This is a genomic window from Micromonospora sp. CA-269861 (assembly GCF_050948505.1).
Taxonomy (GTDB): domain Bacteria; phylum Actinomycetota; class Actinomycetes; order Mycobacteriales; family Micromonosporaceae; genus Micromonospora.
In genome coordinates this window covers 942921-958268 of sequence record NZ_CP192014.1, presented here as the reverse complement: position 1 = coordinate 958268, position 15348 = coordinate 942921, and the positions used below count along the sequence as shown (strand labels likewise).

The following is a 15348-nucleotide window of genomic DNA, read 5'->3' as shown; positions in this document are numbered from 1 at the left end:
GCTCAGCTGGCCGTGCCCTCGTCCGGCGCAGGGCCCTCGGCACTCGGGGCGTCGCTCGACGGCAGCGGCTGCGGGGTGGAGATGTCAGTCACCGGGCCGGCCTCGTTGATGTACGGCAGTGAGTAGAAGACCAGCGACTGGCCGGTGCTCACCACCGACGGCACACCCACCGCCCGGTAGCGCGGGTTGATCGTGACGTCGATCCGGCTCGCCTCGTCCTCCAGCGCGGTGCTGAGGGCGGTGGCGCTGCGGACGAAGCCGCCGTCGCCGAACGCCTGACGGACGTCGGCCACCGACATGCCGCCGTTGATCGCCCCGGTCTTCGCCAGCGCGTCGTAGACGGCCATCAGCGAGTCGTCGCTCAGCTCAGCCGGCGGGAGCTGCTGGTTGAGCACCTGGAGCAGGTCGATCCACTCACCCCAGAGCTTCGCGTACTCGGTGGTCGCCGGCAGCCGCAGATTCTGCTCAAGCTGCTGCGGGGTGACCTCGTCGGGCACCTGGATGTTCTTCGCCGCCGCGACCCGCTTGCCGAGATCCAGGCTGACCAGCAGGTTGACCACGTCCTGACGGGTCACCGCGGCGCGCAACTGCTCCGCCGACGGCGTCGCTCCCGCCTGGCCAGCCTCCTGCCGGACCGCGTCGCCGTACTTCGCCTGCGCGTCGTCGTAGATCGCATCGACCCGGTCCACCGAATAGGTGGTGTCACCGACATACGCGGCGATGTTCGGTGCGGACTTGCCGCAGGCAGCGAGGGAGAGGACACCCAGGGCCGCGACGCTGGCGGCGGCGATCACACGGCGAGCACGCATACCCGTCACTCTCTCATGCCCCCTCCCAGCCTGTGACGGCCCCCACCGCACCGCGGACCCCGCCTCAACCCGCCGCGACGGCGAGTGGGGCGGGGGCACCGAGCACATCGGAGAGCAGTTGCGCGCACCACTGGAGCAGTGCCTGGTCCCGCAGCGGCTCGCCACCGATCCGACGGGTGCTCGGTCGGGGCACGCTGACCTGGTCGGTGGCCTGCTTGTAGACGGCGTCCGGGTGGTAGCGCTTGAGCCGCAACTGCTTCGAGTCCGGTAGCGGCAGCGGGCCGAACCGTACGTGCTTGCCCTGCATGGACACGTCGCTCAGGCCGTAACGGCGGGCCAGCAGGCGGAACCGGGCCACCTCCACCAGGTTCTGCACCGGGGCCGGCGGCTCGCCGTACCGGTCGGTCATCTCGGCGATCACCTCGCCCAGCCGCTCCTCGTCGCGCGCCTCGGCGAGCTTGCGGTACATCTCCAGGCGCAGCCGCTCCACGCTCACGTAGTCGTGTGGCAGGTGCGCGTCGACCGGCAGGTCGATCTTGACGTCGGTCTCCTCCTCCGGCCGCTCACCCTTGAACGCGGAGACCGCCTCGCCGACCATCCGCACGTACAGGTCGAACCCGACGCCCTCGATGTGCCCGGACTGCTCGCCACCGAGCAGGTTGCCGGCGCCCCGGATCTCCAGGTCCTTCATCGCCACGTACATGCCGGCGCCCAACTCGGTGTGCTGGGCGATGGTCGCCAACCGCTCGTGAGCGTGCTCGGTGAGTGGCTTCTCCGGCGGGTAGAGGAAGTAGGCGTACGCCCGCTCCCGGCCCCGGCCGACCCGTCCCCGGATCTGGTGCAGCTGAGCCAGGCCGAGCAGGTCGGCCCGCTCCACGATCAGTGTGTTGGCGTTCGGGATGTCGATGCCCGACTCGACGATCGTGGTGCAGACCAGGACGTCGAACTCCTTCTCCCAGAAGCCGACCATGACCTTCTCCAGGGCGTCCTCGCCCATCTGGCCGTGCGCCACAGCGACCCGCGCCTCGGGCACCAGCTCCCGCAGTCGCCGTGCCGCCCGGTCGATCGACTCCACCCGGTTGTGCAGGTAGAAGACCTGCCCGTCGCGGAGCAGCTCACGGTGGATGGACGCGGCCACCTGCCGGTCGTCCTGCGCGCCGACGAAGGTGAGCACCGGGTGCCGCTCCTCCGGAGGGGTGGCGATGGTGGACATCTCCCGGATGCCGGTGATCGCCATCTCCAGGGTGCGCGGGATCGGCGTGGCCGACATGCTGAGCACGTCGACCGACGCGCGCAGCGTCTTCAGGTGCTCCTTGTGCTCGACACCGAAGCGCTGCTCCTCGTCGACGACCACCAGCCCCAACTGCTTGAAGCGGGTCGCCGTCTGCAACAGCCGGTGCGTACCGATGACGATGTCGACGGTACCGTCGGCGACCATCTCCAGCGTCCGCTCGGTCTCCTTCGCCGTCTGGAACCGCGACAGCTGCCGGATCTGGACCGGGAACTGGCTCATCCGCTCGGCGAACGTGTTGTAGTGCTGCTGCACCAGCAGGGTGGTCGGCACCAGCACCGCCACCTGCTTACCGTCCTGCACCGCCTTGAACGCCGCCCGGACCGCGATCTCGGTCTTGCCGTAACCCACGTCGCCGCAGATCAGCCGGTCCATCGGGACGGTCTGCTCCATGTCCCGCTTGACCTCGTCGATCGCGGCGAGCTGGTCCGGCGTCTCCTGCCAGGGGAAGGCGTCCTCCAACTCCCGCTGCCACGGCGTGTCCGGGCCGAACGAGTGCCCCTTGGACGCCTTGCGAGCGGCGTAGAGCTGGATGAGCTGCGCGGCGATCTCCCGGACCGCCTTGCGGGCCCGGGCCTTGGACTTCTGCCAGTCCGAGCCGCCCATCTTGTGCAGGGTCGGCTGCTCGCCACCCACGTAGCGGGAGAGCTGGTCGAGCTGGTCGGTCGGGACGAACAACCGGTCGCCGGGCTGGCCCCGCTTGCTGGCCGCGTACTCGATGACCAGGTACTCCCGGCTGGCGCCGTTGACGGTGCGCTGCACCAGCTCGACGTAGCGGCCGATGCCGTGCTGCTCGTGCACCACGTGGTCGCCGGCCTTCAACTCCAGCGGGTCGATGGTGTTGCGTCGCCGGCTCGGCATCTTGCGCATGTCCCGTGTCGAGGTGCCCCGACCACCTGTCACGTCATTGCCGGTGAGCAGCACGAAGCGGGACGCCTCGTCGACGAACCCGCTGCCCAGCGCGCCGCAGGTGACCACCAGCTCACCCGGGACGGGCGCGGTCGGCACCTCCTCGGTCAACCGGGCACCCAGGCCGGCGTCGCGCAGCACCTCCACCGCCCGCTGGGCGGGGCCGTGCCCCTCGAAGACCAGCGCGATCGACCAGCCCTCGCCGGCCCAACGCTTGAGGTCCTCGACGACCCGCGAGGTCTCGCCGTGATAGAGCGGCGCCGGCTGGGCGGACAGGGTCACCGCGATGGCGTCGTCCGGGGTGACGGCGGCCTGCTCCGGCGCGTCCTCCCAGGGCTGGCGCGTCTCGGCGGTCTCCCCCTCGACCAAACCGAACGGGGACAGCGTCCACCACGGCTGACCGAGCTTGCCCGCGGCGGCGCGTACCTCACCGAGGGTGCGGAAGGCGGCGGCGCCGACGTCCACCGGGGCCTGGCCGCCGACCGCGGCGGCGGCCCAGCTGGCCTGCAAGAACTCCTCCGAGGTACGCACCAGGTCGTGCGCCCGCGTGCGGATCCGCTCCGGGTCGCAGAGCAGGACGTGGGTGCCGGCCGGCATGGCGTCCAGCAGCAGCTCCAGCGAGTCGGGGCCGACCAGCACCGGGGCCAGCGACTCCATCCCCTCCACCGGGATGCCCTCGGCCAGCTTGTCGAGGATCTCGGCCAGCTCGGGGTGCTGCTCGGCGAGCGCTGCGGCCCGGTCACGGACCGACGGGGTGAGCAGCAACTCCCGACAGGGCGGCGCCCAGAGCAGCGGAACCTTCTCGATGGTCCGCTGGTCGGCGACGGCGAAGGTGCGGATCTCCTCCACCTCGTCGCCCCAGAACTCGACCCGGGACGGGTGCTCGTCGGTGGGCGGGAAGACGTCCAGGATGCCGCCGCGCACAGCGAACTCGCCGCGCTTGGTGACCAGGTCCACCCGGGCGTACGCCATGTCGATCAGTCGGCGGGCGACCTCCTCAAGGTCCGCCTCCTCGCCGGCGGCGAGCTGCACCGGCTCCAGATCACCGAGCCCCTTGAGCTGCGGCTGGAGCAGCGAACGGACCGGGGCCACGACCACCCGCAGCGGCCCGGTGCCGCCGTGCGCGTCGGTCGCCTCCGGGTGCGCCAGCCGGCGCAGCACGGCCAGCCGTCGGCCGACCGTGTCCGAGCGTGGCGACAGCCGCTCGTGCGGCAGCGTCTCCCAGGAGGGAAGACCACAACCTGCTCGGCCGGCAGCAACCCGCCCAGCGCGGCGGCCAGGTCGTCGGCCTCCCGGGTGGTGGCGGTCACCGCCAGCACCGGTCGCCCGGCCCCGTCGTTGTCGGCGGCGACCGCCGCGACGGCGAACGGGCGCAGCGCCGCCGGGGCGGTGATGTCGAGGCCGTCGACCTGGGCGACACCGGAGCGCGCCAGGTCACGCGCCCGGGCCAGCCCGGGGTCGGCCAGGGCGGCGGTGAACAGACCGGTGAGCAAGGGAACCCCTCCAGGGGAGTCGACGCACACGACGGCGGCCCCTCGTCCAGTCGGACGGGGGGTGCACGGCACCAAGCCTATCCCCGTCGACCGACAGCCACCCCTTTCCGCCCAGGTCCACGCGCACCGCGCGCGTCGCGCGGGCCGGCGCGCGGGGCCGACGCCAAGATCGTGCTCGAACCAGGATGTAGTGGCCTCACCCACGCACCGACACCACTACATCCTGGATATTGCGCGATCTTGAGACGGAAGGCGCCGTCAGCAGCCGGCCGCGCAGAAGATCTTGACCGTCGCCGGCCGGCATGGTCGGGTTTCGGTATGGCTGAGCAGTGGCGGGCACAGTTCGACGCGGAGGTGAGCTTCGCCAACGGCGGCGGGCTGCGTACCGAGGGGTTCCGGCTGGACATTCCCGATCGGGAGATCACCGACGCGGACCTGGCGGCGTTGTTCGTCCGGCATCTCGGGCTGCTGATGGTCGCCGAGGTTCGGATCAGCGCGAAGACGCTCATCGAGGAGCCGCACAAGGGTGGCCGGGGCGTGGCAGTCGATCAGCCGACGTCCGGCCGCGGACTGGTCGAGCTGAGCCACGTGATCAGCGATGGGATGACCACCCTGCCGGGTTGGCCGGGGCCCCGGATCACCGACTGGCTGACCTTCGCGGCGTCCCAGGAGCGGTACGCCCCGGGCACCGAGTTCCACGTGGCCCGAATCGACATGATCGCCAACACCGGCACGTACCTGGACACTCCCGCCCACCGCTGGGCCGGCCGCGACGACCTGACCGGGGTGTCGCTGGACCGTCTCGCCGACCTGCCGGGGGTGGTGGTCCGGGTGCCGGTCGGCGTCCGGGCGGTGGACCGGCTCATGCTGGCCCCTTATGAAGTGGCCGGGCGGGCGGTGCTGCTGCACACCGGGTGGGATGCGCACTTCGGCACGGAGCGGTACGGCGCGCCGGAAGCGCCGTACCTGACCGGCGACGCCGCCCAGGCGCTTGTCGACGCGGGGGCGGCCCTGGTCGGCATCGACTCCATCAACATCGACGACATGAGCCCGGCGGCCGCCGGCGTACGCCCCGCGCACAGCGCGCTGCTCGCCGCCGGCATCCCGATCGTGGAGCACCTGACCGGTCTGGACGCGTTGCCGCCGACCGGGTTCCGGTTCACCGCGGCCCCGCCGATGGTGGCCGGCATGGGCACCTTCCCCGTTCGCGCCTTCGCCGTCGTCAACCCCTGACGTCACTGGTTCCGCCCTGTGGTCCACAAAACGGACCATAGGCTAATAACGTGGACAAAAATTCGCCGGGCACGGCCCGCGACTGGGCGCCGCGCAGCATCGGGCTGCTTCTCGGCACCTTCGTGCTGGCCACGGCGTTCATCGCGGCCTACGTCGGCGCGTTGCACCAGCCCACACCCCGCGATCTGCCGATCGGCGTCGTCTCCGGCGACCAACGCGCCCAGGCGACGCTCGACGCCGTGCGCGGCCAGACCACAATCCTCAAGCCCATCGGGTACGACGACCCGGGCGCCGCCGAGCACGGACTGCTCAGCCGCGCGGTGTACGCCGTGCTCAGCACCGGCCCCGACAACGGCCTGCTCCTCACCGTGGCGAGCGCTTCCGGCCCCTCCGCCACCAGCGCGATCAAGGAGGTCCTCGGCACCGCCACCAGTCGCACCGACACCCCGCTGCAGATCGTCGACAAGGTGCCGGTCACCTCGGCCGACCCGCGCGGGGTGGTGCCCTTCTACCTGAACGTCGGGTACGTGCTCGGCGGCTACCTCGCCTCCACCGTGCTCGGGATATCCGCCGGCACCACCCCCCGTACGGCGCGACGGGCCGGACTGCGCATCGCCGCCCTGGCGGTCTACAGCGTGCTGCTCGGCATCGCCGGCGCGGTGGTGGTCGGACCCGTCCTGGACATCTGGCACCACGACGTACCGACGATCGCCGCCATCGGCGCGCTCGCCGTCTTCGCCGCCGCGATGTTCGCCAGCGCCATCCAGGGCTGGCTCGGCGTCGCGGGCACCGCGCTGGTCATCCTGCTGCTGGTGGTGCTCGGCAACCCGGGCTCCGGTGGCATCTACGCACCCGAGTTCCTGCCCGGGCTGCTGCGCGGCATGCACCGGTGGAACATCCCGGGGCTCGCCAACGACCTGACCAAGGCCGCTGTGTACTTCGACTGGCGATCCGCCGGCTGGCCGGCTCTCGCCCTCGGGATCTGGACGGTGCTCGGAGCACTCGGGTTGGTCAGCTCGAGCCTGGTCCGCGGTCGCCGGGCCGCCACATCCGACCCCGGGACGACACGCTCAGGCCCCTCGCCGAGCCGCCACGGTGGCTGAGATCACGCCGGAAAACACCCTCCGGGAGGCAGTGGATCACCAGGGGGCCCTCCAGACATCCCCTGCGCGCGGATACCATCCAGTAAGTCGGACAGCGCTGTCCTTCGTATCCACGTAAGGGAGCGCATCGTGACCGACCAGCACGACCACGACGGCCCGGACGCCGCACTGCGCGCCGACATTCGCCGACTCGGCACCCTGCTCGGCCAGACCCTGGCCCGCCAGGAGGGTCGCCCGCTACTCGACCTCGTCGAGGAGATCCGCGCCCAGGTCCGCTCCGACGCCCCGGCCGCCGCCCAGCGCCTCGGTGGGCTCGACGTGACCACCGGAACCAAGCTGGCCCGCGCCTTCTCCACCTACTTCCACCTGGCCAACATCACCGAGCAGGTGCACCGTGCACGGGATCTGCGCCGCCGCCGCGCGGTGCAGGGCGGCTGGCTGGACCAGGCCGCCAAGATGATCGCCGAGCGCGGGGTGCCGGCCGAGGAGATCGCCAACGCGGCTCGCCGGCTGGCGGTACGACCGGTCTTCACCGCGCACCCCACCGAGGCGGCCCGTCGCTCGATCCTGTCCAAGCTGCGGGCGATCGCCGACGAGTTGGACACCGAGACCGCCAACGCCATCCTCTACGGCGCCAGCGACGAGGGCCCGGCCAACCGCCGGCTGGCCGAGTTGCTGGACCTGATGTGGCAGACCGACGAGCTGCGGCTCGACCGGCCGGACCCGACCGACGAGGCCCGCAACGCGATCTACTACCTGCGCGACCTGTACGCCGAGGCCGCGCCACAGGTGCTCGACGACCTGGCCGACACGTTGCGCACGCTCGGGGTGGAGACCTCACCGACGGCCCGGCCGCTGAGCTTCGGCACCTGGATCGGCGGCGACCGCGACGGCAACCCGTTCGTCACCCCGGCGGTCACCCGCGAGGTGCTGACCATCCAGCACGAGCACGGCATCGCGGCCACCGAGAAGGCGATGGACCACCTGATCAACGAGGTCTCGGTGTCCCGCCGGCTGCGCGGGGTGTCCCTGGACCTCTCCGCCAGCCTCGCCGCCGACCTGGACGCGCTGCCCGAGGTGGCGCAGCGCTTCCGCCGGGTCAACGCCGAGGAGCCGTACCGGCTCAAGGCGCGTTGCGTGAAGGCGAAGCTCGCCAACACCCGGCTGAGGTTGCGCCAGGGCACCGCGCACGTGCCCGGCCGGGACTACCGGGGCTCCGCCGAGCTGATCGCTGACCTGGACCTGCTGCGCGCCTCGCTGGCCCGCAACTCCGGGCAGCTCACCGCGGTCGGCCGGCTGGCCTCCACCATCCGTACGGTCTCCGCGTTCGGCCTGCACCTGGCCACCATGGACGTCCGGGAGCACGCCGAGGCGCACCACGCGGTGCTCGCGCAGCTCTACGAGGCGGTCGGCGAGGTCTCCGACTACCCGGCGCTGACCAGGCTGGAACGCACCAAGCTGCTCGCCGACGAGCTGACCGGCCGCCGCCCCCTGTCGACCCTGGACACGTCGCTGTCCGAGCCGGCCCGCAAGACGTTCGACGTGTTCGGGACCATCCGGGAGGCACAGGACCGGTTCGGCGCCGAGGTGATCGAGTCGTACATCATCTCGATGACCCTGGGTGTCGACGACGTGCTGGCCGCCGTGGTGCTGGCCCGCGAGGCCGGCCTGGTGGACGTGCACAGCGGGCGGGCCCGGATCGGGTTCGTGCCGCTCCTGGAGACCCCGGCCGAGCTGAACGCCGGCGGCGAACTCCTCGACGAGCTGCTGTCGCTGCCCGCGTACCGGGCGCTGGTGAGCGCTCGAGGCGACGTGCAGGAGGTCATGCTCGGCTACTCCGACTCGAACAAGGAGGCCGGGATCACCACCAGCCAGTGGTCGATCCACCGGGCGCAGCGCGCGCTGCGCGACGTGGCCGCCCGGCACGGCGTGCACCTGCGGCTGTTCCACGGCCGGGGCGGCACTGTCGGGCGCGGCGGCGGGCCGACGCACGAGGCGATCCTGGCGCAGCCGTACGGCACGATGGACGGCGCGATCAAGGTGACCGAGCAGGGCGAGGTGATCTCCGACAAGTACACCCTGCCCTCGCTGGCCCGGGAGAACTTGGAGCTCACCCTCGCCGCGGTGCTCCAGGCGACCCTGCTGCACACCGCACCCCGGCAGCCGGCCGAGATGTTGGAGCGCTGGGACGCGACGATGGACGTGGTCTCCGAATCGGCGTTCCGGTCGTACCGGACGCTCGTCGAGGACCCGGACCTGCCGGCGTACTTCTGGGCGTCCACCCCCACCGAACTGCTCGGCGCGCTGAACATCGGCTCCCGGCCGGCGAAGCGCCCGAACACCGGGGCCGGGCTGTCCGGGCTGCGGGCCATCCCGTGGGTGTTCGGCTGGACGCAGACCCGGCAGATCGTGCCGGGCTGGTTCGGCGTCGGCTCCGGGTTGGCAGCCGCCCGCGAGGCCGGGTTGGCGGACGTGCTGGCCGAGATGCACCGCAACTGGCACTTCTTCCGCACGTTCCTGTCGAACGTCGAGATGATGCTGACCAAGACCGACCTGAGCATCGCCCGTCGGTACGTCGAGACGCTGGTGCCGAAGAAGCTGCACCCGATCTTCGAGCAGATCGAGCAGGAGTACGAGCTGACCAAGCGGGAGGTGCTGGCGGTCACCGCCTCGCCGGCGCTGTTGGACAACTCGCCGGTGCTCCAGCGCACCCTGGCCGTCCGCGACACCTACCTGGAGCCGCTGCACCATCTCCAGGTGGCGCTGCTGCGGCAGTACCGCGAGTCGGGCGCCGCCGGCCGGGCGATCGCCACCGCACCGGGCGGCCGTCGCGCGCCGAGCGACGGCACGGCCCTGGAACGCGCGCTGCTCACCACCGTGAACGGCATCGCCGCCGGGATGCGCAACACCGGCTGATCAACGGGCACGAAGGCGGGCCCCGGTCGTTGCGACCGGGGCCCGTTCGGTAGGTGTCCGTGAACGACTTGTCAGAAGTCGCCGCCGCCGAAATCCCCACCACCGAAGTCGCCGCCGCCGAAGCCGCCACCACCGAAGTCCCCACCGGCGTAGTCGCCGCCGCCGAAGTCCCCGCCCTGGTCGCCACCGCCGAAGTCGCCACCCTGGTCGCCGCCCTGGTCCCCACCCTGGTCGCCGCCCTGGTCGACACCGTCACCGAAGCCCTCCTGGTAGCCGGCGTCGTAGCCGTACCCGGGGTCGGCGAAGGCGGGCGAGAAGAGCGCGTCGGCGATCAGGATGCCGCCGAGCACACCGGCGCCGGCACCCAGCGCCGTCTTCCACCACGGCGTCGAATACCAGCCGGCTGGCACCGGTCGACCCTGATAACGCCCACCGGGGTAGTAGTAGGGCGTTTCCCGGCCGGGTTGCGGCCCGGCCCGGAAGGTCTGCCCCTGCACGTCGACCTCGCGCTCCTTGGTGAGCTGCCCCACGCCACGGGCGGCGGCCAGGGCCGGCACCTCGGGACCCGGGTCGATGCCGAGCGCGGTGCGCGCCGCCCGGATGTACGCCAGCCCCTCCAGCGCGGTCTCCCGGGCCAGCCCGAACTGGTGCGGCGTGGACGCCTGCTCCAGCTGGGAGCCCGCCGCGTTGTACCGCTCACCGGCATCGGCCAGTGCCTGGCGTACCGCTGGTTCGTCGCCCTGCAGGTTCATCAACTGGCCGCCGAGACGCTCGTACCACCGCTGCGCCTCGGCGCGGGCGTCGCCGAGCTCGGTGCGGCGACGGGCGCCGGCCTGGGCGCGGATGAGCGCCGCGGCGCCCAGCGCGCCGACCAGCACAACGGCGAGGCAGAGCACAAGTTCCATGTCATCGAACGTACCCCCGGGTGTCACGTCGTATCCGTCTGGCAAGCTCCGGTGATGGACGTCTCGACGCTGCTCCTGGTGATCGTGTGCCTCGGCGCCGGCGGGGCGGTGGGCTGGCTCGCGGCCCGGTCCCGGTCGGCTGCCGACATCGCCCGCCTGGATGCCACCCTGGCCGCCACCCGCGAGGGCGAGGGCCGACTGGAGCAGTCCATGCGGGCGCTGAGCTACGAGGCCACCGCGCAGTCCCAGGAGGCGGTGGCCCGGGCCGTCGCGCCGCTGCACGACACCCTGCGCCGCTACGAGCTGCGGGTGGCCGAGCTGGAGCACGACCGCGTCGACGCGTACGCCGAGCTGCGTGAGCAGGTCCGCTCGATGACAGCGGTCTCCGGTGAGTTGCGCACCGAGACCAAGCAGTTGGTGGCGGCGCTGCGCGCACCGCAGGTGCGGGGCCGTTGGGGCGAGCACCAGCTGCGCCGGATCGTCGAGGCTGCCGGCATGCTGGAGCACTGCGACTTCTCCGAGCAGGTCACCGCCGCCACCGACCAGCAGGTCGTCCGACCGGATCTGGTGGTCCGCCTGCACGGCGGTCGGTCGGTGGTGGTGGACGCCAAGGCCCCGTTCGACGCGTACCTGACAGCCATGGAGGCCCGCGACGAGCGCGGCCGGGACACCCACCTCGACGCGCATGCCCGGCACCTGCGGGGGCACGTCGACGCCCTGGCCGCCAAGTCGTACTGGTCGGCGTTCGACAACTCGCCCGAGTTCGTGGTGCTGTTCGTCCCCGCCGACCCGTTCCTCGACGTCGCGCTCCAGCGCGACCCGACGCTGCTGGAGCACGCCTTCACCCGCAACGTGGTGCTCGCCACGCCGGCCACGCTCGTCGCCCTGCTCCGCACGGTCGCCTACTCCTGGCGGCAGGAGGCGCTGGCTCGCAACGCGCTCGCCGTGCACACCCTCGCCCGGGAGCTGTACGGCCGGCTCTCCACCCTGGGCGACCACGTGGGCAAGCTCGGCTCGTCGCTGGCCGGAGCGGTGACCGCCTACAACCGGGCGGTCGGCTCGCTGGAGGCCCGGGTGCTGGTCAGCGCCCGCAAGCTCGCCGAGTTGGGCGTCTCCGACGACGAGTTGGCCACACCGGCCCAGGTCGAGTTGACGCCCCGGCAGCCACAGGCACCCGAGCTGGCCGATCCGGCCGACGACGAGGTTTCGACCCGCTCACCATTCATGTGACAGTGCGTATACCCGCATATCACGAAGTGGTCACAAGGGACTGACCAGTAGTGACAGTGCTCGTCGATACCACGAAAGATGCTGCTCACCCGAGCGCCCTTCTCTGAAGGGCCCTGTTCTCTGGAGGTAAAGAGAACGTGAGCAGACTCCGAAACCTGAGCCGGCGCACCTCAGCCGCGCTCTTCGCGTCGGTCCTGGCGGCGAGTGCCATGACGACCATGGGTGGTGCCGCCACCGCGGCCGCCGCTCCCGCCACCACACCGGACGCTTCCCCGGCCACCGCCGCCGAGACGCTGGGCGCCCACGACGCCAAACTGCTCAGCGAGGCCCGAGCAAAGAAGGCCCCGACGGTCACGTTGATCGTCGCCACCGAGAAGGGTGAGGCAGGGGACGTCGCCGACAGCCTCACCAAGCTCGGCGGCACGGTCAGCCAGCGGCAGGACCGCGTCGGCTTCGTGCTGGCCAAGGTCCCGACCGACCGGGTCCTCAAGGCGGCGCGGCTGCCCGGCGTCTCGGCCGTCGACCTGGACGAGGTCATCCACCTGCCGGACCCGGCCCCGGAACAGGCCCCCGCCGGCACCGCTGGCGCGCGGCAGGCCACCGCCGGGGCGCCGGGAGAGACCACCCCCGCCGACAACCCCTACATGCCGACGAACGAGACCGGCGCTGTGGCGTTCACCGCGGCCCACCCGTCGTGGGACGGCCGGGGCGTCACGATCGGCATCATGGACTCCGGTGTGGACCTGGCCCACCCGGCGTTGCAGCAGACCACCACCGGCGAGCGCAAGATCGTCGACTGGGTCACCGCGACCGATCCGTTGGAGGACGGCACGTGGCGGCGGATGCAGGCCGAGGTCGCCGGCCCGTCGTTCACCATCGCGGGCGGCACCTGGACGGCGCCGGCCGGCACGTACCGGTTCAACCTGTTCAGCGAGTCAGTCACCACCGCGAGCGACGCCCGCGGTGACGTCAACCGCGACGGCGACACCACCGACACCTGGGGTGTGCTCTACGACCCGGCCACCAACAACATCCGGGTGGACGCCAACCAGAACCTCAACTTCACCGACGACCCGGTCATGCGGCCGTACAAGGAGAAGTACGACGTCGGCTACTTCGGCACCGACAACCCGGCGACGCCGGTCGCCGAGCGGCAGCCCTTCGTCGTCGAGTTCCGCAAGAACGTGGACACCACGCCGATCGGGCTGCCGGGCACCTACGACTACGTCAACATCGGCATTGTCGAGAGCACCCACGGCACCCACGTCGCCGGCATCACCGCCGCCAACGACATGCTCGGCAACGGGTCCTTCGACGGTGCCGCGCCCGGCGCCAAGCTGGTCTCCGCCCGCGCCTGCTCCTGGGGTGGTGGCTGCAGCGCTGCTGCCCTCACCACCGGCATGATCGACCTGGTGGCCAACCGTGGCGTCGACATCGTCAACATGTCGATCGGTGGCCTTCCGGGTCTGAACGACGGCAACAACGCGAGGACGAACCTCTACAACGAACTGATCGAGACGTACGGCGTGCAGTTGATCCTCTCGGCCGGCAACTCCGGGCCGGGCCTCAACACCGTCGGCGACCCGTCCGTCGCCAGCAACGTGATAAGTGTTGCCGCCAACATCAGCAAGGACACCTGGCTGGCCAACTACGGCTCGGTCGTCAAGAAGAAGAACGCGCTGTTCAACTTCTCCTCCCGTGGCCCGCGCGAGGACGGCGGCTTCAAGCCGAACATCGCCGCCCCCGGCTCGGCCATCTCCACCGCACCGACCTGGCAGCTCGGCGCCCCGGTCCCCGAGGCCGGTTACGCGCTGCCCCCGGGCTACGCGATGCTGAACGGCACCTCGATGGCGTCTCCGCAGACCGCTGGCGCCGGCGCGTTGCTGCTGTCGGCCGCCAAGGCCACCGACCGGGGCGTCAGCCCGGCAGCACTGCGGCGGGCGCTGTTCAGCTCCGCCAAGCCGATCGCGGACGTGCCGACGTACGCGCAGGGCTACGGCATGGTCAACGTGCCGGGCGCCTGGCAGCTGCTGCGCCAGGGCGTCGAGACCCGTTCGTACGTCTCCGACGCGCCCGTCTGCAGCCCCCTGTCGCACCAGCTGACCATCTGGAACGGTGTGAAGTTCGTACCGAACCCGGGTCGGGGCACCGGCGTCTACAACCGCTGCGCCGCGTCCGCGGGCGGCCACAAGGTCGGCCAGAGCAAGACCTACCCGGTCAAGCTGACCCGCACCAGCGGCCCGGCCGGCACCATCAAGCACGACATCACGCTCCAGGGCAACGACGGCACCTTCAAGGCACCGAAGAGCGTCGCGTTGCCGCTCAACAAGGCCGTCACCATCAGCGTCACGGCCAAGCCGGCCACCGAGGGCGCGCACGGGGCGATCGTGCGGATCGACGATCCGGCCACCAACGTTGTCGACTTCGAGGTGTCCACGGTGGTGGTGGCCTCGAACGACGTGAAGAAGCCCACCTTCTCGTACGCCAACGAGGGCTCCGTCGACCGGAACGGCTTCACGTCGTACTTCGTCACGGTGCCGGAGGGTGCCAAGGCCCTCCAGGTGAACCTCTCCGGGATCGCCACCGGCTCGCAGACCCGATTCATCGCGATCAACCCGCTGGGTGTGCCGGTCGAGGCCACCACGAGCACCGTCTGCTACACCAACTTCTCCGACGTCAGCGTCTGCAAGCCGCAGGAGCGTGACTACCAGAACCCGCTTCCCGGGGTCTGGGAGATCGAGGTGGAGTCGCGGCGGACCTCCCCGGCGCTGAACAACCCGTTCAAGCTCCAGGCACGGGTGCAGGGCCTTACCGTCGAGCCGGCGCTTGTCGAGCTGCCCAGCGTCGAGGCCGGCGAGCCGACCCCGGTGAGCTGGAACGTCACCAACGCGTTCGGCCCGGTCTCGGTCAGCGGCCGCAGCGGCGCGCTGACCGGTGTGCGCACCGAGCGTCCGACCATCACCGAGGGCGGCCCCAACCAGGAGTGGACCGTCGAGATCCCGGCGGGCACGTCGACGTTCACCGCCCGGATCGGCAACCCCGCCAACGCGGGCGCCGACCTGGACCTGTTCGTCTACCGGGGTGCCACCGAGGTCGGCCGGGCCGCCGACGGCGACTCGGAGGAGGCGGTCACGCTGACCAACCCGCCGGCCGGCACCTACCGCGTCGTGGTGGAGCCGTACGGGGTCGACGGGCCGGGGACCAGCACCGCCTACGACTACTACGACGCGTTCGCGTCAGCGTCGCTGGGCACGATCACCGCCCCGGCCGTCGCGGTGCCGCTGATGCACGGCGAGTCGACCACCATCACCGCGACGGTGACCGCGGTGGCCGTTCCGGCCGACGGGCGTCAGCTCTCCGGTGAACTGGCGATCGTCACCACCGAGGGTGCGATCGTGGGTCGCGGCAACGTGTCCATCGGGGCCGTGAACTGATCCGCTCGTAACACCGGCAGGAGCC

7 protein-coding genes and 1 pseudogene are annotated in these 15348 nt (G+C 71.4%); 5 read left to right on the top strand and 3 right to left on the bottom strand.

Annotated elements, in window-relative coordinates:
• Positions 1-2: 2 nt before the first annotated feature.
• Positions 3-809 carry a hypothetical protein gene (locus tag ACQP0U_RS04460; RefSeq protein ID WP_433316009.1) on the bottom strand — a complete coding sequence of 269 codons (807 nt, stop codon included), beginning with the start codon at positions 807-809 and terminating at the stop codon, positions 3-5.
• A gap of 64 nt (positions 810-873) precedes the next feature.
• Positions 874-4502 (bottom strand): annotated as a pseudogene (gene mfd, locus ACQP0U_RS04455) (transcription-repair coupling factor).
• Between the two features lie 318 nt (positions 4503-4820).
• Here mfd and ACQP0U_RS04450 point away from each other — a divergent pair.
• The 3 genes from ACQP0U_RS04450 to ppc all read left to right on the top strand — a co-directional run bounded on the left by ACQP0U_RS04450 (position 4821) and on the right by ppc (position 9754).
• On the top strand, positions 4821-5735 hold the full coding sequence (locus ACQP0U_RS04450; protein ID WP_433316002.1) for a cyclase family protein: 915 nt from the start codon (positions 4821-4823) through the stop codon (positions 5733-5735).
• Positions 5736-5785: 50 nt separating this feature from the next.
• Positions 5786-6838 (top strand): hypothetical protein, encoded by a 1053-nt coding sequence (locus ACQP0U_RS04445; protein WP_433315998.1) that lies wholly within the window; start codon positions 5786-5788, stop codon positions 6836-6838.
• Positions 6839-6967: 129 nt separating this feature from the next.
• The gene (gene ppc / locus ACQP0U_RS04440; protein WP_433315996.1) at positions 6968-9754 is read left to right on the top strand and encodes a phosphoenolpyruvate carboxylase; all 2787 of its coding nucleotides are present in this window, start codon (positions 6968-6970) and stop codon (positions 9752-9754) included.
• Between the two features lie 71 nt (positions 9755-9825).
• On the opposite strand, the gene ACQP0U_RS04435 is transcribed toward ppc, so the two are convergent.
• A complete protein-coding gene (locus ACQP0U_RS04435) occupies positions 9826-10659 on the bottom strand; it encodes a hypothetical protein (RefSeq protein ID WP_433315994.1) in 834 nt (277 codons plus the stop codon).
• Between the two features lie 54 nt (positions 10660-10713).
• Between ACQP0U_RS04435 and ACQP0U_RS04430 the strand changes: the two genes are divergently transcribed.
• The gene (locus ACQP0U_RS04430) at positions 10714-11889 is read left to right on the top strand and encodes a DNA recombination protein RmuC (RefSeq protein WP_433315992.1); all 1176 of its coding nucleotides are present in this window, start codon (positions 10714-10716) and stop codon (positions 11887-11889) included.
• A 137-nt stretch (positions 11890-12026) separates the two neighbouring features.
• Positions 12027-15323, top strand: a complete 3297-nt coding sequence (locus ACQP0U_RS04425; RefSeq protein WP_433315991.1) for a S8 family serine peptidase — start codon at positions 12027-12029, stop codon at positions 15321-15323.
• Positions 15324-15348 lie beyond the last annotated feature (25 nt).